Below are 24,208 nucleotides of genomic sequence, written 5' to 3' on the forward strand. Positions count from 1 at the left end.
AACCAATAAAAACAAAATGATAATTACGCTTTAGCACATTTTTGTATAAATAAGATTGCCATTTGACCTGTGTACCAATTCCCGATAAGTTGGAAATCCGCTGGAAGCTTTCTGGATGAGCGGCCTGCTCATCATATTTATGCAGTAATTGAGATTCCCTCTGAAGCAAGTCCTCAAACTTGTTTACCTGCGCGAAAGGATGAAAAAGAGGGCGAATGCGAGGTCCGCGTATGAAACGCTAACCCCGTCGCCATGCTCTTTCTGCGCCTGTGCGCCACGGTAAAGTTCAGTGGGAAGCCCGACGAGCCTGGGGAGGTTCACTGATATGTTGTACGATAAATCCCTTGAGAAGGATAACTGTGGTTTCGGCCTGATCGCCCACATAGAAGGCGAACCTAGCCACAAGGTAGTGCGTACCGCTATTCACGCACTGGCCCGTATGCAGCACCGTGGCGCCATCCTGGCCGATGGTAAAACCGGCGACGGTTGCGGCCTGCTGCTGCAAAAACCGGATCGTTTCTTCCGCATCGTGGCGGAAGAGCGCGGCTGGCGTTTAGCCAAAAACTACGCTGTCGGCATGCTGTTCCTGAATCAGGATCCTGAAAAGGCTGCCGCCTCACGCCGCATCGTTGAAGAAGAACTTCAGCGCGAAACCCTGTCGATTGTCGGCTGGCGCGATGTGCCAACCAACGAAGGGGTACTCGGTGAAATCGCCCTCTCCTCGCTGCCTCGTATTGAGCAGATTTTCGTTAACGCGCCCGCGGGCTGGCGTCCGCGCGATATGGAACGCCGTCTGTTTATCGCCCGTCGCCGCATTGAAAAACGTCTCCAGGACGATAAAGAGTTCTACGTCTGTAGCCTCTCTAACCTGGTGAACATCTATAAAGGTCTGTGTATGCCGGCTGACCTGCCGCGCTTCTACCTGGACCTGGCGGACCTGCGTCTGGAATCGGCCATTTGCCTGTTCCACCAGCGCTTCTCCACCAACACCGTGCCGCGCTGGCCGCTGGCGCAGCCGTTCCGCTACCTGGCGCACAACGGCGAAATCAACACCATCACCGGTAACCGCCAGTGGGCGCGTGCTCGTACCTATAAGTTCCAGACCCCGCTGATCCCTGACCTGCACGATGCCGCACCGTTCGTGAACGAAACCGGCTCTGACTCCAGCTCCATGGATAACATGCTGGAACTGCTGCTGGCAGGCGGGATGGATATCGTGCGCGCCATGCGTCTGCTCGTGCCGCCGGCCTGGCAGAACAACCCGGATATGGATCCGGAGCTGCGCGCGTTCTTCGACTTTAACTCCATGCACATGGAGCCGTGGGACGGCCCGGCGGGCATCGTGATGTCCGACGGTCGCTTCGCTGCCTGTAACCTGGACCGTAACGGTCTGCGTCCGGCGCGCTACGTCATCACCAAAGACAAGCTCATCACCTGCGCCTCTGAAGTGGGGATCTGGGATTACCAGCCTGACGAAGTGGTCGAGAAAGGCCGCGTCGGTCCGGGCGAGCTGATGGTGATCGATACCCGCGGCGGCCGTATTCTGCACTCTGCGGAAACCGATAACGATCTGAAAAGCCGCCATCCGTATAAAGAGTGGATGGCGAAAAACGTCCGTCGCCTGGTGCCGTTCGAAGATCTGTCTGACGACGAAGTGGGCAGCCGCGAGATGGACGACGATACCCTCGCAAGCTTCCAGAAGCAGTTTAACTACAGCGCGGAAGAGCTGGACTCGGTTATTCGCGTGCTCGGCGAAAACGGCCAGGAAGCGGTCGGCTCGATGGGTGACGATACCCCGTTCGCCGTGCTCTCCAGCCAGCCGCGCATTATTTACGACTATTTCCGTCAGCAGTTTGCGCAGGTGACCAACCCGCCAATCGATCCGCTGCGTGAAGCCCACGTGATGTCGCTGGCCACCAGCATCGGCCGTGAGATGAACGTCTTTTGTGAAGCCGAAGGCCAGGCGCACCGTCTGACCTTTAAATCGCCGATCCTGCTGTACTCCGATTTCAAACAGCTCACCACCATGACCGAGGAGCACTACCGCGCCGACACGCTCGATATCACCTTCGACGTGACCGAAACGAGCCTCGAAGAGACGGTGAATGCGCTGTGTGACAAAGCCGAGCAGATGGTGCGTAACGGCACCGTTCTGCTGGTGCTGTCTGACCGTAACATTGCGAAAAACCGTCTGCCGGTGCCTGCGCCAATGGCGGTGGGGGCTATCCAGACGCGTCTGGTCGACAAGAGCCTGCGCTGCGATGCCAACATCATTGTGGAAACCGCCAGCGCCCGCGATCCGCACCACTTTGCCGTGCTGTTAGGCTTTGGTGCGACGGCGATCTATCCATACCTGGCCTACGAAACGCTGGCCCGCCTGGTAGACACCCGCGCCATCGACAAAGACTACCGCACGGTGATGCTGAACTACCGTAACGGCATCAACAAAGGTCTGTACAAGATCATGTCCAAAATGGGCATCTCGACTATTGCCTCTTACCGCTGCTCGAAGCTGTTTGAAGCGGTCGGCCTGCACGACGACGTCGCCAACCTCTGCTTCCAGGGCGTGGTCAGCCGCATCGGCGGGGCCGGTTTTGCTGACTTCCAGCAGGATCTGGTGAACCTGTCGAAGCGCGCCTGGCTTGCACGTAAGCCGCTGGAACAGGGCGGCCTGCTGAAATACGTTCACGGCGGCGAATATCACGCCTACAACCCGGACGTGGTGCGCACGCTGCAACAGGCGGTACAGAGCGGCGAATACAGCGATTATCAGCAGTATGCCGAGCTGGTGAACAACCGTCCGGCAGCGACGCTGCGCGACCTTATTGCCCTCAATCCGGGCGATGAAGCGGTCAGCGTTGACGAAGTTGAGCCAGCGTCCGAGCTGTTCAAACGCTTCGATACCGCGGCGATGTCCATCGGCGCGCTGAGCCCGGAAGCGCATGAAGCGCTGGCGGAAGCCATGAACAGCATCGGCGGCAACTCCAACTCCGGCGAGGGCGGTGAAGATCCGGCCCGTTACGGCACCAACAAAGTGTCGCGCATCAAGCAGGTGGCGTCCGGCCGCTTTGGCGTAACCCCTGCCTACCTGGTTAACGCCGATGTGATCCAGATTAAGGTCGCTCAGGGTGCAAAACCGGGCGAAGGCGGTCAGCTGCCGGGTGATAAAGTCACCCCGTACATCGCCAAACTGCGCTACTCGGTGCCGGGCGTAACGCTGATTTCCCCGCCGCCGCACCACGATATCTACTCTATCGAGGATCTGGCGCAGCTCATTTTCGACCTGAAGCAGGTCAACCCGAAAGCGATGATCTCCGTGAAGCTGGTTTCCGAGCCGGGCGTCGGCACCATCGCCACCGGCGTGGCGAAAGCCTATGCGGATCTGATCACCATTGCCGGCTATGACGGCGGCACCGGCGCAAGCCCGCTCTCCTCCGTGAAATACGCGGGCTGCCCGTGGGAGCTTGGTCTGGTGGAAACCCAGCAGGCGCTGGTGGCTAACGGCCTGCGTCACAAGATCCGTTTGCAGGTGGACGGCGGTCTGAAAACCGGCCTCGACATCATCAAAGCGGCGATTCTGGGTGCGGAAAGCTTCGGCTTCGGTACCGGCCCGATGGTTGCGCTCGGCTGTAAATACCTGCGTATTTGCCACCTGAACAACTGCGCAACCGGCGTTGCAACCCAGGACGAGAAGCTGCGTAAGAATCACTATCACGGCCTGCCGTTCAAAGTGACCAACTACTTTGACTTCATCGCCCGTGAAACCCGCGAGCTGATGGCGCAGCTGGGCGTGAAACGTCTGGTGGATCTGATTGGCCGTACCGACCTGCTGAAAGAGCTGGAAGGCTTCACCGCCAAGCAGCAGAAGCTGGAGCTGTCTAAGCTGCTGGAAACGGCTGAGCCGCATCCTGGCAAAGCGGTTTACTGCACCGAGAACAACCCGCCGTTCGACAACGGCGTGCTGAACGCGCAGCTGCTGCAACAGGCGAAGCCGTACGTGGACGAGAAGCAGAGCAAAACGTTCTGGTTTGATATCCGCAACACCGACCGTTCTGTCGGCGCGTCCCTCTCCGGCTACATCGCGCAAACGCACGGTGACCAGGGGCTGGCGTCGGATCCGATTACCGCGCACTTCAGCGGTACCGCGGGCCAGAGCTTCGGCGTGTGGAATGCCGGCGGCGTTGAGTTATACCTGACCGGCGATGCCAACGACTACGTCGGCAAAGGCATGGCGGGCGGTCTGCTGGCGGTGCGTCCTCCGGTCGGTTCAGCCTTCCGCAGCCATGAAGCCAGCATCATCGGCAACACCTGTCTGTACGGTGCGACCGGCGGTCGTCTGTTTGCCGCGGGCCGTGCGGGCGAGCGTTTTGCGGTGCGTAACTCCGGTGCCATCACCGTGGTGGAAGGCATCGGCGATAACGGCTGCGAATACATGACGGGCGGAATTGTGTGCGTCCTGGGTAAAACCGGCGTGAACTTTGGCGCCGGTATGACGGGCGGTTTTGCCTACGTGCTGGATGAAGACGGTGAGTTCCGCAAGCGCGTGAACCCGGAACTGGTGGAAGTGCTGGACGTTGATTCGCTGGCCATTCATGAAGAACACCTGCGCGGTTTGATTACCGAACACGTGCAGCATACCGGTTCTTCGCGCGGCGAAGAGATCCTGGCGAACTGGCCAGCGTTCTCTGCGAAATTCGCGCTGGTTAAGCCGAAGTCCAGCGATGTTAAAGCCCTGTTGGGTCACCGTAGTCGTAGCGCAGCAGAGCTGCGCGTGCAGGCGCAGTAAGGAATTCAGATGAGCCAGAACGTTTACCAGTTTATCGACCTTCAGCGTGTTGATCCGCCAAAGAAACCGCTGAAGATCCGTAAAATTGAATTTGTTGAAATCTATGAGCCGTTTTCAGAAGGCCAGGCCAAAGCACAGGCAGACCGCTGCCTGTCCTGCGGTAACCCTTACTGCGAATGGAAATGTCCGGTCCATAACTACATTCCGAACTGGCTGAAGCTGGCCAACGAAGGGCGTATTTTTGAAGCCGCCGAGCTGTCTCACCAGACCAACACCCTGCCGGAAGTGTGCGGGCGCGTGTGTCCTCAGGATCGCCTGTGCGAAGGCTCCTGTACGCTGAACGACGAGTTTGGCGCGGTGACCATCGGCAACATCGAACGCTATATCAACGATAAAGCGTTCGAGATGGGCTGGCGTCCGGATATGACCGGCGTGAAGCAAACCGACAAGCGCGTGGCGATCGTCGGCGCGGGTCCGGCAGGCCTGGCCTGTGCGGACGTGCTGACACGCAACGGCGTGAAGGCGGTAGTTTTTGACCGTCACCCGGAAATCGGCGGTCTGCTGACCTTCGGTATCCCGGCCTTCAAGCTTGAAAAAGAGGTGATGACCCGCCGCCGTGAAATCTTCACCGGCATGGGCATTGAGTTCAAACTCAACACCGAAGTGGGCCGCGACGTGCAGCTCGACGATCTGCTCAAGGATTACGACGCCGTGTTCCTGGGCGTGGGTACCTATCAGTCCATGCGCGGTGGTCTGGAAAACGAAGACGCGCCGGGCGTTTACGACGCGCTGCCGTTCCTGATTGCTAACACCAAACAGCTGATGGGCTACGGCGAAACTGCCGACGAGCCGTTTGTCAGCATGGAAGGTAAACGCGTTGTCGTGCTGGGCGGTGGTGATACCGCGATGGACTGCGTGCGTACGTCCATTCGTCAGAACGCGGCGCACGTCATCTGCGCCTATCGTCGTGACGAAGAGAACATGCCGGGCTCTAAGCGCGAAGTGAAAAACGCGCGTGAAGAGGGCGTGGAGTTCCAGTTCAACATCCAGCCTCTGGGCATTGAAGTGAACGCCAACGGTAAGGTAAGCGGCGTGAAGATGGCGCGCACGGAGATGGGTGCGCCGGATGCGAAAGGCCGTCGTCGTGCGGAGATCGTGGCAGGCTCTGAGCACGTGATCCCGGCCGACGCCGTGGTGATGGCGTTTGGTTTCCGCCCTCACAGCATGGAGTGGCTGGCGAAGCACAGCGTAGAGCTGGACTCACAGGGCCGCGTGATTGCGCCGGAAGGCAGCGACAACGCCTTCCAGACCAGCAACCCGAAAATTTTCGCCGGTGGCGATATCGTTCGCGGTTCAGACCTGGTGGTTACCGCGATTGCCGAAGGACGTAAAGCGGCTGACGGGATCATGAACTTCCTGGAAGTGTAAGCCCCTCTGACTCCCCGGCAGAAGCATAAAGCGGAACGCCGGGGAGCCTGTTTTCAGTAACCTCCCCTTCAGTTAACGATACCCATTTCCCCACAAATGCAGTGTAAACCCCGGACGTAAACGTTTGCATTGATGAAAAAAATGGATATTATGCGGCGGATTTTTTGGCCAAAATTCAAGGAGGCGTTGTGTCGCAAGATAACAATTATAGCCAGGGCCCCGTTCCTCTGGCGGCGCGGAAAGGCGTGGTTCCACTCACTTTTGTGATGTTAGGGTTAACGTTTTTTTCCGCCAGTATGTGGACCGGAGGCACGCTCGGTACCGGTCTTTCCTATAATGATTTCTTCCTCGCAGTTCTCTTCGGCAATCTCCTCCTCGGTATTTACACTGCTTTTCTTGGCTACATTGGCGCAAAAACCGGCCTCTCAACCCATCTTCTTGCGCGTTACTCGTTCGGTATAAAAGGTTCCTGGCTTCCCTCCATGCTTTTAGGCGGTACGCAGGTAGGATGGTTTGGCGTCGGCGTAGCGATGTTTGCCATCCCGGTGAGTAAAGCCACGGGCATCGACGTGAACATCCTGATTGCGGTTTCCGGCCTGCTGATGACGTTGACCATTTTTTTTGGCATCTCGGCACTGACGATTTTATCCATCATCGCCGTACCCGCTATCGTCATCCTGGGTAGCTACTCCGTCTGGCTGGCGGTGGACGGCGTGGGAGGGTTGGACCACCTCAAATCCATTGTGCCGCAGACGCCGCTCAACTTTTCCAGCGCGCTGGCGCTGGTTGTAGGTTCGTTTATCAGCGCAGGCACGCTGACCGCCGACTTCGTCCGCTTTGGCCGCAATGCTAAAGGTGCCGTTCTGGTAGCGATGGTGGCATTTTTCCTTGGCAACTCGCTGATGTTTATCTTCGGTGCGGCAGGCGCTGCCGCCGTAGGACAGGCCGATATTTCTGACGTGATGATCGCCCAGGGACTGCTGCTGCCGGCGATTGTCGTTCTCGGCCTGAATATCTGGACCACCAATGACAACGCGCTGTACGCCTCTGGTCTGGGTTTCGCCAATATTACTGGCCTTTCCAGCCGTACGCTGTCGGTGATGAATGGCATTATCGGTACGCTGTGCGCGCTGTGGTTATACAACAACTTCGTTGGCTGGCTGACCTTTCTGTCGGCAGCGATTCCGCCGATTGGCGGGGTGATTATCGCCGACTACCTGATTAATCGCCGCCGCTATGCCAGCTTCGACCACGCAAAATTTGTGTCCGTTAACTGGATTGCCATTTTCTCGGTCGCCCTGGGCGTTGCTGCCGGGCACTACATTCCGGGAATTGTCCCCGTTAACGCAGTATTGGGTGGCGTCTTCAGCTATTTGGTGTTAAACCCATTCGCCAAACGTACCCTTGCTAATCCTTCGGAGGCTTCCCATGCAGAATAATTCCCTCACTATCCGTCAGGCCCGTTTGCAGGGGCAGGAGGGTTTATGGCAAATCACGATTGAGAACGGACGCTTCAGCCGTATCGATCCTCAGGAAACCGCCCCTGCGCCAGTCGGTCAGGTGCTGGACGCCGAATGCGGGCTGGTTATCCCTCCGTTCATCGAACCGCATATCCATCTGGATACAACGCAAACGGCGGGTGAACCGAACTGGAACCAGTCAGGCACCCTTTTCGAGGGAATCGAGCGCTGGGCCGAACGTAAGGCGATGCTCACCCACGAAGACGTTAAAGCTCGCGCGATGCAAACCCTGAAGTGGCAGATCGCCAACGGCATTCAGTACGTACGTACACACGTTGACGTCTCGGACCCTACCCTTACTGCACTGAAAGCCATGCTGGAGGTGAAGCAGGAAGTCGCCCCGTGGGTCGATATGCAAATTGTGGCATTCCCGCAGGAAGGCATTCTTTCTTATCCGAACGGTGAAGCATTGCTTGAGGAAGCCGTGCGTTTAGGGGCGGATGTCATCGGTGCAATCCCGCACTTTGAATTTACGCGTGAATATGGCGTGGAGTCGCTGCATAAAACGTTTTCCCTGGCCAGAAAGTACGACCGGCTGATCGATGTCCACTGTGACGAAATTGATGATGAGCAATCGCGCTTCGTTGAAACCGTTGCAGCCCTGGCACATCGTGACGGAATGGGTTCGCGCGTGACCGCCAGCCATACCACGGCGATGCACTCCTATAATGGCGCGTATACGTCCCGGCTGTTCCGCCTGTTAAAAATGTCAGGCATTAACTTCGTGGCAAACCCGCTGGTTAACACGCATTTGCAGGGCCGTTTCGATACCTATCCCAAACGCCGCGGCATTACACGCGTCAAAGAAATGCTGGAAGCGGAGATCAACGTCTGCTTTGGTCATGACGACGTTTTCGATCCGTGGTATCCGCTGGGAACCGCGAATATGCTTCAGGTTCTGCATATGGGACTGCACGTTTGCCAACTGATGGGTTACGGGCAAATAAACGATGGGCTTAACCTGATCACTACCCACAGCGCGAAAACGCTCAATTTGCAGGACTATGGCGTGCGCGTTGGGAATTCAGCAAACATGGTGATTCTCCCGGCAGAGAATGGGTTTGATGCCGTTCGTCGCCAGACGCCGGCACGATACTCTGTTCGCCACGGCAAGGTGATTGCCGAGACGGTGCCCAGCCAGACAACCTTGCACCTGACGCAGCCGGAAGCGGTGACGTTTAAGCGCTAATTCTGGGTTGGAAACCGCGTGGCAAACGTCATCATGTACATACAGATATCCTCACGGCGGAGCTAACGCCCTGCCGCTTTTTCCAGCGGATTAACTTTTGCTTTTGGCTAAAGCGCTTTTATCGCCGCCAAACGGGACGGCTCCGCTGAGAGGTTTACCGTCGATGGCGTCGTGAGTTCGAATCGCCTCCGGCCGCAGCCAGCGCTGAACGCGGGACGGCATATCCAGCCCAATCAGCAGGATCACCACAAAGGTCAGGCCGAAGGAGAGCGATCCCAGGGCTGTGCCCAGCGCCATATTCTGCGACAGCAGCGCGCCAATCACCGGGGCGATCGCCCCGCCCAGCGCCCCGACGTTATAGGTAAAGCCCAGACCCGCCGCACGCTGGTCGGTGTCGAAATAACCGCCGATAAGTTTCGGTAAGATCCCCGAGATCCCCTGCCCCAGCATCTGCTGGAAAAAGAGCAGCAGGCCCAGCACCCAGACATTTGCGCCACCGATCGCAAAGACGGGAACGATCAGCAGCTGTGAGGCCAGCAGGCTACAGACGTAGGCCTTCCGGGTGCCCAACCAGTCGCCGAGAAAACCACCCACGCAGCAGCCTACAGCCGCGCCGAAGCCGCTAAAAAACAGCACCTTCGCCACCGTTGACGGATCATAGGCCAGGTCGGTTTTCAGATACGTGGGTAATAGCGCCTGAATCGGCCAGGAGTAGAGGAACGCGAAGAGCACGACAACCATCAGCGTGACGCCCGTAGGCCAGCGTTTACCGCTGCTTTGCACCATAAAGCTGATAAACACAATGGCGCACAGCAGGCCGAGAATAACCACCAGCCCGGCGTTGTTGAGTTCGCCGGCAAAGCAGAACCACAGCGTCGTGCCGGCAAACAGCGTCATCGCCATATTGATCAGGCGGTATTTGCCGCGATAAAGAATATCAACCATTGTACGTACCGGCGCCTGACCTTCGTGCTTCGCTTTCCAGTCTTCAGCCTCCGGAATATTTTTCCGCAGCCACAGGGCAAAGACGATGGGCAGGATGCCGATAAAGAACAGCGCTCGCCAGCCCCAGACGGGCACGACAAGGCTGTAGACCTGGGCCGCAACCACGGCACCGATGGAGAAGCCAGAAATCAGAAAACCACTCGCCTTATTGCGCAGGTGTTTCGGCCAGCTTTCGATTACGTAGGTTGCGCTGGAGCCGTATTCCCCTGCCATCCCCATACCAATCACCATGCGGGCGATAAACAGGGTGACGTAACCCGGCGCAAAACCGCAGGCCAGCGTACCGCAGGAGAAGAGTACGATGCTGGTTATCATTGCCAGCTTGCGGCCATAGCGGTCGCCCATGGCACCCAGCAGCAGGCCGCCGAACCAGCGCGAAATAAAGGCCGCCGAAATGAGGCTCGCCGCTTCCACGGTCGTCAGGCCAAATTCACTTTTAATTTCTGTCAGGACTAAGGCAATCAGGACAAAATCGAAGCCATCAAGCAGATATCCCAGCCAGGCGGCAGAGAAGGCGCGCCACTGAGGGCGGCTTAGATGGCGGTACCACGGGATGCTTTGGGTAGACTTACTCATTTCACTCTCCCGACGATTTCTCTGTCATTTTACCGGATGGCGGCTGCGCCTTATCCGGCAGTGCGTTAGCGTTTTTCCGCCATTAACTGCTCCGCCAGCGCCTTCAGCGCCGGCACGAATTTCTCGTCTACAGGGGCAAACGGTTTACGGCACAGCGGCACGGACACCACGTCCATGTAGTGCAGAACCGTTTTCAGACCACGGAAGACCCCGGCTTTAATCAGCAGGTCGATGACCTTGTTGCATTCGCTTTGCAGGCGCTGTGCAGTGGCGTTATCCCCCTCACGAACCGCGTTGGCGATAGCCCGGTAGCGCCAGCCCATAATGTTGTAGGTGCTGCCGATCCCCCCGTCCGCGCCGGCCAGCAGGCCGGAGGCAAAGATTTCGTCATAGCCGTTGTAGAGCACCAGATCCGGATGCTCACGACGGATCTGCTCCATCTGGAAGAGATCGCCGGAGGTTTGTTTTAACGCGCCGACGCCGGGCAGCGTCACCAGAGTGTTGATCTGATCCAGGCTTAGCTTCACGCCGCTTAACGCCGGGATGTTGTAGACCACCATCGGCAGACCATCCGCCGAATCAATAATTGCACGGTAGTGATCGCAATGTTCTTCAAAGCTAAAGGGGTAATAAAACGGCGTGACGGCTGACACCGCGTCAAAGCCCAGGCGGGCAGCGGCGGTGGCAAGCTGCTGGCTTTCCGCGGTGCTCACGCAGCCAACGTGGGCAATGAGCGTGATTTTTCCTTTCGCCTCCTCCGCCACGATCTCCATCACCTGCTCGCGTTCAGAAAGGCTTTGGACAAAGGCTTCCCCCGTTGAACCGCCGACATAAAGCCCGTCGATGCCCTGCGCAATATTGAACTGCACCAGACGGCGCAGGCTCTCCTTATCCAGCGCCTGCTGTTGGGTAAACGGAGTCAGAAGTGCGGCCATTACGCCGCGGAGTTGCGTTGCCATAGATACCTCATTCATTCGTGTATTTGTTATAACGATATACCTTTATACCTGTTATACCAGATCGATTAAGCAGCAGTGGAATACAGAACGCTTATATTGCGATCTGCTTCACTAAAGGATCGTTACTTTTTAGCTTTTGAATGCTGGCCGAAGGCGTGCCAGGTAGCGGAAACGCTGTTGAGGTGAGTTTGCAACGCCCGATCGGCTTCATCGGGATCGCGGCGGCGGATCGCGTCAACGATCGAGATATGCTGGCGATAGCTGGCTGCATTATGTTGATAAAGCTCAGCGTCCGGCACTTTAGGACGCGCCGCGATTAGCCAGTCGAGCAGCGCAACGTGGATCGCGTTGAAGATTGGGTTGCCGGGGATCTCCGCCAGCACGCGGTGAAAATCGACGTCGGATCGAATGAACAGCGCGTTGTCATCCAGGGACTGGCTGTTGATCTCCAGCGCTTTCGTCAGCCGCGCAATCTGATCGTCCGTGGCGTACTCTGCGGCATAACGCACGAGGCTGGATTCAAAGAACAGACGGAGCTGCTCAAAATGGGCAATACCACCGGGCTGGGTCAGAAAATCTTTCGCCATCCCCGACAGCTCGCTGATGATGGTATCGGCAGACGGCAGGGTGACGCGGGCGCGTTCACCGTTGTTAATCTGTACCAGACCTTTACGCTTCAGCGCCGCCAGCGCTTCGCGCACCGAGGGGCGGCCCACATTGAAGAACGCCATCAGCTCGCGCTCGGAGGGCAGTTGCTCTCCCTGGGCAAATTCCTTCCGGCGGATCATCTGCTCCAGCTCTTCTTCCACCATATCCGACAGCTTTTTGCGCATCAGCGGTCGGCGACGCAGGCTGCGGCCAAGGGTTTCATCTGAGTTTTCAGCGTTACGATCGGTCGGTTTCATTGCAGTCCGGTGCCATTGAAGGAAAACGCTGCATCATAACACAGGAAATTAGAGGGGGCGAAAAGGGGCAGAAAGCAAAACAGGCCCGTCGGGCCTGTTTGTTTATTTCACAACGCGCAGTGCGGGACGACCACCGCGCGGTGGCGGTTCATCATCGGGACCCTCGTCGTCGTCCTGACGATCGGGCTTGTCGCCATCAATCACAGACATTACCGGGTCGCTTTCGCGTTCATCGGATGCCTCATCGTCATTCAGGCTGGCAACCTCTTCATCATACGCCGCTTCCGGCTCGAACATGGTGCCTGCACCGTTTTCACGGGCGTAGATAGCCAGAACCGCAGCCAGCGGAACGGAAACCTGACGCGGCACACCGCCGAAACGCGCATTAAAGCGCACTTCGTCGTTTGCCAGCTCCAGGTTACCCACTGCACGTGGCGCAATATTCAGTACAATCTGTCCGTCGCGTGCGTATTCCATTGGAACCTGCACGCCCGGCAACGTCACATCCACAACCAGGTGCGGCGTGAGCTGGTTATCCAGCAGCCATTCATAGAAGGCGCGCAGCAGATACGGACGGCGTGGGGTAAGTTGTGACATTTCCACAGTCATTAGCCTCGGCCGAGACGCATTTCACGTTCCGGTTCAGTTAAAGATGCCAGGAAAGAGTCGCGCTCAAATACGCGAGTCATATAGCCTTTCAGCTCTTTTGCGCCAGGGCCGCTGAACTCAACGCCCAGAATTGGCAGACGCCACAGCAGCGGAGCCAGATAGCAATCCACCAGGCTGAACTCGTCGCTCAGGAAGAACGGTTTCTGACCAAACACAGGGGCAATTGCCAGCAGTTCTTCACGCAGTTGCTTACGCGCAGCGTCGGCTTCAGAAGCGGAGCCGCTGGTAATGACGTTCATCAGCGAGTACCAGTCTTTTTCGATACGCTGCATGTACAGGCGGCTTTCACCACGTGCAACAGGGTAAACAGGCATCAGCGGCGGATGCGGGAAACGCTCATCCAGATATTCCATAATGATACGGGATTCCCACAGGGTCAGCTCGCGATCCACCAGCGTCGGTACGCTTTGGCTCGGGTTGAGATCGATCAGATCCTGAGGCGGGTTATCCTTTTCCACATGCTCGATCTCAAAACTGACACCCTTCTCGGCCAGCACGATACGAACCTGATGGCTATAAATGTCAGTAGGACCAGAAAACAGCGTCATTACCGAACGTTTGTTGGCAGCGACAGCCATGAAAACCTCCAGGTATATTCAGAATTTTTACTGCTACCAGCCCAACGGGGCCAGCCAGATGAAGTATCGCCCATCCCAGAGAAGACACATTGTTCAAGAATCGAACAAAAATCGAGTATTCACCGATATTTGGGCAGAAAATTGGATGATAGTTTACCAGATTTTGATGGCTTTGTGGTGAGGGGATGCCGGAAATGTGGAAAAAGAGAAGATATATGAAATGTTACTGTGGATAACCTGCGCATTATCCATAAAAAAACCCGCCGAAGCGGGTTTTTCGCCAATCGTTCTGCGTAAGCAGAATGGATTAACGTTTGGAGAACTGTGGACGACGACGTGCTTTACGCAGACCCACTTTCTTACGTTCAACCTGACGAGCGTCACGAGTAACGAAGCCAGCTTTACGCAGTTCAGAACGCAGGGATTCGTCGTACTCCATCAGAGCGCGGGTGATACCGTGACGGATCGCACCTGCCTGACCGGAGATACCACCACCTTTAACGGTGATGTACAGATCCAGTTTTTCTACCATATCAACCAGTTCCAGCGGCTGGCGAACTACCATGCGGGCAGTTTCGCGACCGAAGTATTGTTCCAGAGAACGCTGGTTGATTACGATTTTACCACTGCCCGGTTTGATGAAAACGCGAGCTGCGGAACTTTTGCGGCGACCAGTGCCGTAGTATTGATTTTCAGCCATTGCCTATAATCCCGATTAGATGTCAAGAACTTGCGGTTGCTGTGCCGCGTGGTTGTGCTCGTTGCCTGCGTAAACTTTCAGTTTACGGAACATAGCACGACCCAGCGGGCCTTTTGGCAGCATGCCTTTAACCGCGATTTCAATCACACGCTCAGGACGGCGGGCAATCATCTCTTCAAAGGTCGCTTCTTTGATACCACCGATGTGGCCGGTGTGGTGGTAGTACACTTTGTCAGTACGCTTGTTGCCGGTAACAGCAACTTTGTCAGCGTTCAGAACGATGATGTAATCACCGGTATCAACGTGCGGAGTGTATTCCGCTTTATGCTTACCGCGCAGGCGACGAGCCAGTTCAGTAGCCAGACGGCCCAGAGTTTTACCGGTCGCGTCAACAACATACCAGTCGCGCTGTACGGTTTCTGGTTTAGCTGTAAAAGTTTTCATTAAAAGCTTACCCAAATAATAAGTTACACGTTGGTGAACACCCAAACGTTTAGTCAGTTGAGGTTCACACGACAAAGTCCGGCAAACCTACCCCTTCGAATAGCACATGCCGACACATAGAAAGTTTCGGGAAAAAAACCTTCTCGTAACGTGGGGTCGCAAGATTATAGAGAAGTTGAGGTCAAAGATCGACCCTTAAATGTGATTTGGAATGGGTTTTTCGGGGGGCGCGTTTGTGCGGTCTGGTGCCCTCACCCTCAGCCCCTCTCCCCGCGGGAGAGGGGCGCATTTATTAGGGCATATGCTCACGCTTGAGATACTCTTCGCTCTGCATCTCTTGCAGGCGCGAGAGGCAGCGCTGGAACTCAAACTTCAGCCGCTCGCCCTGGTAGATCTCATATAAAGGCACCTCGGCGCTGACGACAAGCTTGACGTGGCGCTCGTAAAACTCGTCCACCAGCGCAATGAAGCGCCGCGCTTCGCTCTCCATCAGCCGCGTCATCACCGGCACATCCAGCATCATCACGGTGTGGAAGAGGCGCGAAAGCGCAATATAGTCATGCTGGCTGCGGGCATCCACGCAGAGCGTCGCAAAAGAGACCGCCAGCGTCTGGTTTTCTACGCCAAGGGTGGGTAACGGGCGATGGTTAATCTCCAGCGTCGGTGCGTTTTCGCGTTTTGCGCCCGCCAGCGCCAGCCAGAGTTTATCCATCTCGCGAGCGGTATCGGCGTTTAACGGCGAAAGCCACAGGTGCGCCTGCGTTAACGTGCGCAGACGATAATCGACACCGGCATCGACATTCATGATGTCGCAATGCTGTTTGATAGCATCAATGGCCGGCAGGAAACGCGCCCGCTGCAGGCCATTGCGATAGAGTTCATCCGGCGGGATATTCGACGTGGCAACGAGCGTGATCCCGCGGGCAAACAGCGCTTTCATCAGCCCGCCTAACAGCATGGCGTCGGTAATGTCAGAAACAAAAAACTCATCGAAGCAGAGCACGTCCGTTTCCGCCTTGAACCTGTCAGCCACAATCTCCAGCGGATCGCTTTTGCCCTGCAGCGCTGTCAGTTCTTCATGCACCCGCAGCATAAAGCGATGGAAGTGGAGGCGCTGTTTACGCTCCCCCGGCAGGCTGAGATAAAACAGATCCATCAGCCAGGTTTTTCCGCGACCGACGCCGCCCCACATATATAAACCGCGCACCGGAGCCTGAGCCTGCGGCGCTTTTTTGCCGAGCAGTCGGCCAAACGCCGCTTTGAGCCCACCACTCTGTTCTACTTCAGCAGGTTTTGCCGTGAGCGCCTGATAAATCATCTCCAGACGGTTTACCGCCTCACGTTGAACGTCATCAGGCTGATGAGTACCCTCATTCAGGGCCAGTTGATATCGCGATGCAGGGGACAGGATTTGCATAATCTTATTGTTATTCCTTCAATTAATGCTCATCAGCAGGCGTGACTGATGAAAAAAAGGCCGTTCTACACTACGCGATGATACGTCAGGATTCCACTTCTGCGGAAATAGCGGTTATAGTGGCATTATCAGGCACAGGCAGGAGCCGAGCCAACACCCTACGGAACAACAAGACAACGGGAGAAGTTCATGACCTGGGAATATGCGCTAATCGGTTTAGTCGTCGGCATCGTGATCGGTGCTGTGGCCATGCGTTTCGGCAACCGCAAATTGCGTCAGCAGCAGTCACTGCAGTACGAACTGGAAAAGAATAAAGCAGAGCTGGAAGAGTATCGCGAAGAGCTGGTCAGCCACTTTGCCCGTAGCGCCGAGCTGCTGGACAACATGGCGACCGACTACCGTCAGCTGTATCAGCATATGGCGAAAAGCTCCAGCAGCCTGCTGCCGGAAATGACCGCGGAGACTAACCCGTTCCGCAACCGTCTGGCCGACTCAGAAGCGGGTAACGATCAGGCTCCGGTTCAGATGCCACGCGACTACTCTGACGGCGCGTCCGGCCTGCTGCGCGGTGGCGCAAAACGCGATTAATCGCACAACATAAATATATTTTACGGGCGCATCTCTTGCGCCCGTCCTTTCTTCCCGTCCCCAGCTATTATTTAGTCAAACACCTCATTGTTCAGCGGTATAAAATTCAATAACATCATCATGATTTTGGGCCGTTCTTCTTTCATTCCAGGATACGAGAGTCAGCATCAATGAAGAAAAAAAACCAGCTGTTGAGCGCTATAGCGTTAAGTGTCGGGTTATCTCTCTCGGCGTCCTTCCCTGCCGGTGCGGCGCTGCCTTCGCAGGTGCCGGGACAGGCAGCCACTCCCAGCCTCGCGCCAATGCTGGAAAAAGTGTTGCCCGCGGTCGTGAGCGTTCAGGTAGAAGGCACGGCGGTTCAAAGCCAGCGCGTACCGGAAGAACTGAAAAAATATTTTGGCGATGAGTCCCCCAACCAGCAGGCTCAGCCTTTTGAAGGCCTGGGCTCTGGCGTCATCATTGATGCGGCTAAAGGCTATATCCTGACCAACAATCATGTCATCAGCCAGGCCGATAAAATCAGCGTCCAGCTGAACGATGGTCGTGAATTCGATGCCAAACTGATTGGCGGCGATGATCAGAGCGACATCGCGCTATTGCAGGTGCAGAACCCGAGCAACCTGACCCAGATTGCCATTGCGGATTCCGACAAGCTGCGCGTCGGTGATTTTGCCGTCGCCGTGGGCAATCCCTTTGGTTTAGGTCAAACCGCCACCTCCGGCATAGTATCGGCGCTGGGACGCAGTGGCCTGAATCTGGAAGGTCTGGAAAACTTCATCCAGACCGATGCCTCAATCAACCGGGGCAACTCCGGCGGGGCTTTACTCAACCTTAACGGCGAGCTGATTGGCATTAACACGGCAATTCTGGCTCCGGGCGGCGGCAGCATTGGGATTGGCTTTGCGATCCCGAGCAATATGGCTAAAACGCTGGCGCAGCAGCTAATCCAGTTCGGCGAAGTCAAACGTGGACTGCTGGGTATTAAAGGCATGGAGATGAGCGCGGATATCGCGAAAGCGTTCAATATCAACGTGCAGCGCGGTGCGTTTGTCAGTGAAGTGCTGCCAAACTCCGGCTCGGCAAAAGCAGGCATCAAATCGGGCGATGTGATCGTCAGCCTTAACGACAAGCCGCTGAGCAGCTTTGCTGAACTGCGTTCGCGTATTGCCACTACCGAACCGGGGGCCAAAGTGAAGCTGGGCCTGATCCGTGACGGTAAGCCGCTGAACGTCGAAGTGACGCTGGATAAAAGCACCTCGTCCTCTGCCAGCGCGGAGCTTATCGCCCCGGCGCTGCAGGGAGCAACGTTAAGCGATGGGCAGTTGAAAGACGGTACGAAAGGCATTCGCCTGGACACCGTCGAGAAGAGCAGCCCTGCCGCGCAGGCCGGATTGCATCAGGAAGATGTCATCATTGGCGTGAACCGCAATCGCGTGCAGTCCATTGCCGAACTGCGCAAGGTGCTGGAGAGCAAACCGGCGGTCATTGCCCTGCAGGTCATGCGTGGCAATGAGTCTATCTACATTCTGTTGCGCTAAGCATTTGCGATCCCGGACATCACCGCTGCGTGTGATGTCCGGATAACTCATGTTATGCTGCAAATCGTTCCTTTTTTCACGACACGCGCATCATGCTTTTAAAGCTCTTACGTTCCATTGTCATCGGTTTGATTGTCGCAGGCCTGCTGCTGCTGGCGATGCCGTCTTTGCGTCAGTTTAATAAGCTGTCTGCCCCCCAGTTCGACAGCACGGATGAAACGCCGGCGACCTATAACCAGGCCGTTCGCCGTGCCGCCCCTGCCGTGGTTAACGTTTATAACCGCGGCCTCAACAGCTCAGCACATAACCAGCTTGAGATCCGCACCCTTGGCTCCGGGGTGATTATGGACGAGCGCGGCTACATTATTACGAACAAACACGTGATCAACGATGCCGACCAGATCATCGTCGCCCTGCAGGATGGCCGCGTGTTTGAGGCGTTGCTTGTGGGTTCAGACAGCCTGACCGATCTGGCCGTGCTGAAGATTAACGCCACGGGCGGATTGCCGGTCATTCCGATCAACCGTAAACGTACGCCGCACATCGGCGATGTGGTGCTGGCGATCGGTAACCCGTACAACCTGGGCCAGACCATCACGCAGGGAATTATCAGCGCGACCGGTCGAATCGGCCTCAACCCGTCAGGACGGCAGAACTTCCTGCAGACGGATGCATCAATCAACCACGGCAACTCCGGCGGCGCGCTGGTCAACTCGCTGGGCGAACTGATGGGCATCAACACCCTCTCGTTCGATAAAAGCAACGACGGCGAGACGCCGGAAGGGATCGGCTTTGCTATTCCGTTCCAGCTGGCGACCAAGATTATGGATAAGCTGATCCGCGACGGACGCGTGATCCGCGGCTATATCGGTATCGGCGGGCGCGAAATTGCGCCAATGCATACTCAGGGCGGCGGTATCGACCAGATTCAGGGCATCGTCGTCAACGAGGTGGCACCGGGTGGCCCGGCGGCTAACGCGGGGATTCAGGTTAATGATGTCATCGTGTCGGTCAACGGCACGCCGGCAGTCTCTGCCCTGGAGACAATGGACCAGGTGGCCGAAATTCGCCCTGGCTCGATCATCCCTGTGGAAATCATGCGCAACGATAAGAAAATGACGCTGCACGTGACGATTCAGGAATACCCGGCAACAAATTAGCCCCATAAAAAAACCGAAGCACTTACTGGCTTCGGTTTTTTGCCGGGTGGCGCTAACGCTTACCCGGCCTACGGGAGACACTTCGTTTTACTTGTTAACGAACTCTTCACCCAGAGTGATATCTTTCTTCAGCGTGTCCAGCATGCCTTCCATCGCGTTTTGCTCAAACGCGCTCAGCGTACCGATAGGCTTACGCTCTTCAATACCGTTTTTGCCCAGCAGCAGCGGCTGAGAGAAGAAGCGGGCATGTTCGCCGTCGCCTTCAACGTAAGCGCATTCAACAACGCCTTTCTCGCCCTGCAGGGCGCGAACCAGTGACAGACCGAAACGTGCAGCCGCCTGGCCCATAGACAGGGTTGCAGAACCGCCACCCGCCTTCGCTTCCACCACTTCGGTGCCCGCGTTCTGGATTCGTTTGGTCAGGTCAGCCACTTCCTGCTCGGTGAAGCTCACGCCCGGGATCTGCGACAGCAGAGGCAGAATAGTCACGCCAGAGTGGCCGCCGATAACCGGCACTTCCACTTCTGTTGGCTGTTTGCCTTTCAGCTCAGCAACGAAGGTGTTGGAACGGATGATATCCAGCGTGGTCACGCCGAACAGTTTGTTTTTGTCGTACACACCCGCTTTCTTCAGCACTTCGGCTGCGATAGCAACGGTGGTGTTCACCGGGTTAGTGATGATACCGATGCATGCTTTCGGGCACACTTCAGCGATCTGCTGCACCAGGTTTTTCACGATGCCCGCGTTGACGTTGAACAGGTCTGAACGATCCATGCCTGGCTTACGCGCCACGCCTGCAGAAATCAGGACCACGTCAGCACCCTGCAGCGCAGGACGCGCATCTTCACCGGAGAAGCCTTTGATTTTTACAGCGGTCGGGATGTGGCTCAGGTCAACCGCCACGCCTGGGGTTACCGGAGCAATATCGTACAGGGAGAGTTCTGAGCCTGAAGGCAGTTGGGTTTTCAGTAGTAGGGCAAGCGCCTGGCCGATACCACCAGCAGCGCCGAGGACTGCGACTTTCATCCTAAACTCCTTATTATGGTTAACTTAAGTATCTGTAAATCCGTTGCCGCGACCTTAAATCAGCATGTCTTTAATTACAATTTTCGAAGCTAAAGAATTTGAGGTCACACGACTTTATCTCTCACCAGAAAGCTATCTGACGACAGATGGCAACGAATTAAGAGGTGGTTACAATACACCCTGCCACGCCACCAAAACAACATCATTTTGATAACATTTAATTTACTTTTAAGCTTATTTGCGCGGCGTGACCCAGGCATGTTTTCTGATAACGAAATCTGATAAAATCACTCCCTTTCATAACATTATTTCAGCCTGCCGTTGAGCAGATAATTTGCATAAAAATTCATCCACATGCATAATAATGTTGTTTCTTTCGTCATATTCCGGGTGACTTATGCGAAGCTCGTCTAAGCAAGAAGAATTGGTAAAAGCGTTTAAGGCGCTACTTAAAGAAGAGAAATTCAGTTCTCAGGGAGAAATTGTTCAGGCGCTGCAGGAACAAGGCTTCGATAATATCAACCAGTCGAAAGTCTCCCGCATGTTAACCAAGTTTGGCGCGGTGCGTACCCGCAACGCCAAGATGGAGATGGTCTATTGCCTGCCGGCTGAACTTGGCGTGCCGACCACCTCCAGCCCGCTCAAGAATTTGGTTCTGGATATCGACTATAACGACGCCGTTGTGGTCATCCACACAAGCCCGGGTGCCGCGCAGCTGATTGCCCGCATGCTGGACTCGTTAGGTAAAACAGAGGGTATCCTTGGCACCATTGCCGGTGATGACACTATCTTTACCACCCCGGCTAGCGGTTTCTCCGTGAAGGATCTCCACGAAGCGATTCTGGTTCTGTTCGAACAGGAACTGTAATGCGCTCTCCCCGTAGCGCCGCTGCGGGGATCATTCTGCTCTCGCATCATTTCCCCCTTTATTTCACTGCCCTTGCTTTGACGATTAGTGCTTTTTACCACTCATTAACATTCATCCAGTGAATAGCAATCCCGCAAATCGCACAAAAAATCAAAAAGCATTATCCCTATGATTTTCTTATAAACACCAACACAAATTGCTCATAAAACACCCAACATTATGCAATTAGGTTATAAAAAAAAGCGTGTTTAACACGTAATAACAAGAGAAACCATTAGCCTGGTATTAATTTTTTACGTTATTAGTGTATACTTGATTTTGTGATGAGGGTCACGAAACAAGACCCCACTAAAAAATTCGACGAGGTAAGAATCATGAAAATCAAAACTACTGTAGCGGCGCTGAGCGTCCTGTCTGTCCTGTCCTTCGGTGCTTTCGCGGCTGACGCTATTAATGCTGACCAGGCGCAATCCCGTGAGGCAATCGGTACGGTTTCTGTCGGCGCTGTTGGCACGTCTCCAATGGACATGCATGAGATGCTGAACAAAAAAGCGGAAGAAAAAGGTGCGTCATCCTATCGCATTATCGAAGCGCGTTCCGGTGACCACTGGCACGCCACCGCCGAGCTGTACAAATAAGTTTAAGTAATCACTGAAGACATAACTCTCCACTCAACGGCACCAGGCATAAAAATAGCAGTTCAACCCTTCTCGCCGTTGAGCAAAAACCTGTTCAGGAGTAAAGACTATGAAAACCAAATTGATCATCGCAACCCTGGGTCTGGCATCCGCTCTCTCTTTCGGCGCAAGCGCAGCCGTACAGCAAGTGAATGCCGATCAGGCACAAAATCTGCAGCCAATGGGCAGCGTCTCCGTGACGTCAGTCACCGGCTCCCCGATGGACATTCGTCAGGAACTTGCCGCCAAAGCTGAAAAAGCAGGCGCCAGCAGCTATCGCGTCACCGAACTGAATCAGGGTGACCACTGGCACGCCACGGCTGAACTGTATAAATAAACCCTCGTCGTATCTCATCATACGACTTGCCCCTGGCCTCGTGGTCAGGGGCTTTTTTCATTTAATGCCGCGCGTTAAAGCGAAGCTGTCCTTCAAGCTCTTCCTCCGCTTCATCGAAGAGTAATATCAGCGCGCCGAAACGTCTGCGCAGCTTATCGGGCAGATGGATAAACTCAATCTCCAGCGGTAGCGGCAGCATGCTGCCGGTGACCACGTCCCACAGCGTATCCAGATTGGTCACGCTTTCCCGTTCAAGATCAAACGCCCGGATAAATTCCCGATAAAAGTCTTCCTGACTGTCGATTTCGTCAAAATCAAAAGTATAGGTTTTCATTGCCAGCCACCCAGTCCAGGCGGGCGGCAGATGCCGCCCAGTCTATTATAATCCCCCGATATGCAGGGTTTTAACTTCCAGATACTCTTCCAGCCCCAGCACGGATCCCTCACGTCCAAGACCGGACTCTTTTACGCCGCCGAAAGGCCCCAGCTCGGTGGAAACGGCGCACTCGTTAATGCCAATCATCCCGCTCTCGATGGCCTGTGAAACGCGGAAAACCCGGGAAAGGTTCTGGGTGTAGAAGTAAGCTGCCAGCCCGTAAGGCGTGTTATTCGCACGCTGGATGACTTCATCTTCCGAGGTGAAGCGGAAACACGCCGCAACCGGACCAAACGTCTCTTCTTCTGCCAGCTTCATGCCTTCGTGACAGTCGCCCAGCACGGTTGGCATCCAGAAATTACCGCCCAGCGGATGGGGTTTGCCGCCCGCCAGCACGGTCGCCCCTCGTGTGACAGCATCTTCAACATGCTCACGGACCTTGTCGACCGCTGCGGATTCAATCAGCGGCCCGACGACGACGCCGTCCTCAAGGCCATTCCCCACCTTAAGGGCATTAACCGCATCTGCGAGCTTATTCACAAACTTGTCGTAGACGGTTTCCTGAATGTAGAAGCGGTTCACGCTGACGCAGACCTGCCCTGCATTGCGGAATTTATTGGCTACCGCGCCTTTTACCGCAGCCTCGATGTCGGCATCCTCAAAGACGATATACGGAGCATTTCCCCCCAGCTCCATCGAGACTTTTTTCATGGTTTCTGCGGCGTTGCGCACCAGCGTTTTGCCGACGGAGGTCGAACCGGTAAAGGAGATTTTACGCACGTCGTGGCTGGCCATGATCGCATCGCTGATTTCATGGGTATTTCCGGCCACCGCGTTGAGCACACCGTCGGGCACGCCCGCCTGTTTTGCCAGCGTCAGCAGCGCAAAGGCGCTGAGCGGCGTGTTATTGGCCGGTTTGATGACACCGGTACACCCGGCTGCCAGCGCCGGGCCTAGCTTGCGGGTGAGCATCGCCATCGGGAAGTTCCACGGCGTGATGGCCGCGACCACGCCGATGGGTTCACGGGTCGCCAGAATGCGCGAGCCGGGCTTGATTGGCGGAATAATCTCACCGTTCGCGCGCTTGGCCTCTTCGGCAAACCACTGGATAAAGCTGGCGGCATACTCCACTTCCCCTTCCGCCTCTTTCAGGGGCTTGCCCTGCTCGGTGGTCATTAGCCGCCCGAGCCAGCTTTTATTTTCAATAATCAGTTCGTACCAGCGGTACAGAATCGCCGAACGCTCTTTCGCGGTTTTGGCACGCCATGCCGGGAAGGCTTTGGTGGCCGCTGCGATCGCTTCTTCGGTTTGCGCTTTACCCGCTTTCGCAACTTTAGCGATGACCTCACCGGTCGCGGGGTTCAGCACATCAAACGTTGTGTCCAGCGTTTTCCAGATGCCGTCGACCAGATAGCCGGTCTGAAAAAGGGTGTTGTCCTGAAGCGCCTGAGTCGTCATGTGT

Annotated in this window: 21 protein-coding genes; 10 read left to right on the forward strand and 11 right to left on the reverse strand. The window is 55.8% G+C overall.

Features of this window, described 5'->3' with window-relative positions:
- The first annotated feature begins 325 nt into the window (after nucleotides 1-325).
- The 4 genes from gltB (at nucleotide 326) to IM294_RS06750 (ending at nucleotide 8,923) form a co-directional block, all read left to right on the forward strand.
- Nucleotides 326-4,786: a glutamate synthase large subunit gene (gene gltB / locus IM294_RS06735; RefSeq protein WP_047367043.1), complete on the forward strand. Its 4,461-nt coding sequence runs from the start codon at nucleotides 326-328 to the stop codon at nucleotides 4,784-4,786.
- A 9-nt stretch (nucleotides 4,787-4,795) separates the two neighbouring features.
- A complete protein-coding gene (gene gltD, locus IM294_RS06740; protein WP_041907852.1) occupies nucleotides 4,796-6,214 on the forward strand; it encodes a glutamate synthase subunit GltD in 1,419 nt (472 codons plus the stop codon).
- Nucleotides 6,215-6,402: 188 nt separating this feature from the next.
- Nucleotides 6,403-7,653 carry a cytosine permease gene (codB, locus tag IM294_RS06745; protein ID WP_112791866.1) on the forward strand — a complete coding sequence of 417 codons (1,251 nt, stop codon included), beginning with the start codon at nucleotides 6,403-6,405 and terminating at the stop codon, nucleotides 7,651-7,653.
- Nucleotides 7,643-8,923 (forward strand): cytosine deaminase, encoded by a 1,281-nt coding sequence (locus tag IM294_RS06750; protein WP_126817001.1) that lies wholly within the window; start codon nucleotides 7,643-7,645, stop codon nucleotides 8,921-8,923. The genes codB and IM294_RS06750 overlap by 11 nt, the downstream gene beginning before the upstream one ends.
- A gap of 90 nt (nucleotides 8,924-9,013) precedes the next feature.
- Here IM294_RS06750 and IM294_RS06755 read toward each other — a convergent pair whose 3' ends face one another.
- The 8 genes from IM294_RS06755 to zapE form a co-directional block, all read right to left on the reverse strand.
- Nucleotides 9,014-10,504: an MFS transporter gene (locus IM294_RS06755; protein WP_126816999.1), complete on the reverse strand. Its 1,491-nt coding sequence runs from the start codon at nucleotides 10,502-10,504 to the stop codon at nucleotides 9,014-9,016.
- 65 nt (nucleotides 10,505-10,569) lie between these two features.
- Entirely contained in the window at nucleotides 10,570-11,463 is an 894-nt protein-coding gene (gene nanA, locus IM294_RS06760) for an N-acetylneuraminate lyase (RefSeq protein ID WP_126816997.1), read from the reverse strand.
- A gap of 122 nt (nucleotides 11,464-11,585) precedes the next feature.
- Complete coding sequence (gene nanR, locus IM294_RS06765) at nucleotides 11,586-12,368, reverse strand: transcriptional regulator NanR (protein WP_126816995.1); 783 nt, start codon at nucleotides 12,366-12,368, stop codon at nucleotides 11,586-11,588.
- A gap of 102 nt (nucleotides 12,369-12,470) precedes the next feature.
- Nucleotides 12,471-12,971: a ClpXP protease specificity-enhancing factor gene (gene sspB / locus IM294_RS06770; protein WP_028014588.1), complete on the reverse strand. Its 501-nt coding sequence runs from the start codon at nucleotides 12,969-12,971 to the stop codon at nucleotides 12,471-12,473.
- A 5-nt stretch (nucleotides 12,972-12,976) separates the two neighbouring features.
- Complete coding sequence (gene sspA, locus IM294_RS06775) at nucleotides 12,977-13,615, reverse strand: stringent starvation protein SspA (protein ID WP_028014589.1); 639 nt, start codon at nucleotides 13,613-13,615, stop codon at nucleotides 12,977-12,979.
- A gap of 307 nt (nucleotides 13,616-13,922) precedes the next feature.
- Nucleotides 13,923-14,315 (reverse strand): 30S ribosomal protein S9, encoded by a 393-nt coding sequence (gene rpsI, locus IM294_RS06780; protein WP_003860436.1) that lies wholly within the window; start codon nucleotides 14,313-14,315, stop codon nucleotides 13,923-13,925.
- A 15-nt stretch (nucleotides 14,316-14,330) separates the two neighbouring features.
- Nucleotides 14,331-14,759, reverse strand: a complete 429-nt coding sequence (gene rplM / locus IM294_RS06785; RefSeq protein ID WP_006178824.1) for a 50S ribosomal protein L13 — start codon at nucleotides 14,757-14,759, stop codon at nucleotides 14,331-14,333.
- A gap of 292 nt (nucleotides 14,760-15,051) precedes the next feature.
- Nucleotides 15,052-16,176, reverse strand: a complete 1,125-nt coding sequence (zapE, locus tag IM294_RS06790; RefSeq protein WP_041907841.1) for a cell division protein ZapE — start codon at nucleotides 16,174-16,176, stop codon at nucleotides 15,052-15,054.
- Nucleotides 16,177-16,365: 189 nt separating this feature from the next.
- Between zapE and zapG the strand changes: the two genes are divergently transcribed.
- The 3 genes from zapG to degS all read left to right on the forward strand — a co-directional run bounded on the left by zapG (nucleotide 16,366) and on the right by degS (nucleotide 19,462).
- Complete coding sequence (gene zapG / locus IM294_RS06795; protein ID WP_010436126.1) at nucleotides 16,366-16,764, forward strand: Z-ring associated protein ZapG; 399 nt, start codon at nucleotides 16,366-16,368, stop codon at nucleotides 16,762-16,764.
- Between the two features lie 170 nt (nucleotides 16,765-16,934).
- The gene (gene degQ, locus IM294_RS06800) at nucleotides 16,935-18,302 is read left to right on the forward strand and encodes a serine endoprotease DegQ (protein ID WP_041907839.1); all 1,368 of its coding nucleotides are present in this window, start codon (nucleotides 16,935-16,937) and stop codon (nucleotides 18,300-18,302) included.
- 92 nt (nucleotides 18,303-18,394) lie between these two features.
- Nucleotides 18,395-19,462, forward strand: coding sequence for an outer membrane-stress sensor serine endopeptidase DegS (degS, locus tag IM294_RS06805; protein WP_028014593.1), 1,068 nt, complete (start codon nucleotides 18,395-18,397; stop codon nucleotides 19,460-19,462).
- A gap of 87 nt (nucleotides 19,463-19,549) precedes the next feature.
- Here degS and mdh read toward each other — a convergent pair whose 3' ends face one another.
- The gene (mdh, locus tag IM294_RS06810; protein WP_028014594.1) at nucleotides 19,550-20,488 is read right to left on the reverse strand and encodes a malate dehydrogenase; all 939 of its coding nucleotides are present in this window, start codon (nucleotides 20,486-20,488) and stop codon (nucleotides 19,550-19,552) included.
- 397 nt (nucleotides 20,489-20,885) lie between these two features.
- Between mdh and argR the strand changes: the two genes are divergently transcribed.
- From argR to yhcN (IM294_RS06825), 3 genes are all read left to right on the forward strand, one after another.
- Nucleotides 20,886-21,356, forward strand: coding sequence for a transcriptional regulator ArgR (gene argR / locus IM294_RS06815; protein ID WP_008502836.1), 471 nt, complete (start codon nucleotides 20,886-20,888; stop codon nucleotides 21,354-21,356).
- Between the two features lie 374 nt (nucleotides 21,357-21,730).
- Complete coding sequence (gene yhcN / locus IM294_RS06820; protein WP_014885423.1) at nucleotides 21,731-21,994, forward strand: peroxide/acid stress response protein YhcN; 264 nt, start codon at nucleotides 21,731-21,733, stop codon at nucleotides 21,992-21,994.
- Nucleotides 21,995-22,103: 109 nt separating this feature from the next.
- Nucleotides 22,104-22,370, forward strand: a complete 267-nt coding sequence (yhcN, locus tag IM294_RS06825) for a peroxide/acid stress response protein YhcN (protein WP_028014595.1) — start codon at nucleotides 22,104-22,106, stop codon at nucleotides 22,368-22,370.
- A gap of 61 nt (nucleotides 22,371-22,431) precedes the next feature.
- Here yhcN (IM294_RS06825) and IM294_RS06830 read toward each other — a convergent pair whose 3' ends face one another.
- Complete coding sequence (locus IM294_RS06830) at nucleotides 22,432-22,704, reverse strand: barstar family protein (protein WP_028014596.1); 273 nt, start codon at nucleotides 22,702-22,704, stop codon at nucleotides 22,432-22,434.
- Between the two features lie 45 nt (nucleotides 22,705-22,749).
- Nucleotides 22,750-24,204: an NAD-dependent succinate-semialdehyde dehydrogenase gene (locus IM294_RS06835; protein ID WP_126816991.1), complete on the reverse strand. Its 1,455-nt coding sequence runs from the start codon at nucleotides 24,202-24,204 to the stop codon at nucleotides 22,750-22,752.
- Nucleotides 24,205-24,208: the final 4 nt, after the last annotated feature.

It is taken from the genome of Enterobacter cloacae complex sp. P43RS (assembly GCF_014930585.1).
GTDB classification, from domain to species: Bacteria; Pseudomonadota; Gammaproteobacteria; order Enterobacterales; family Enterobacteriaceae; genus Enterobacter; species Enterobacter bugandensis.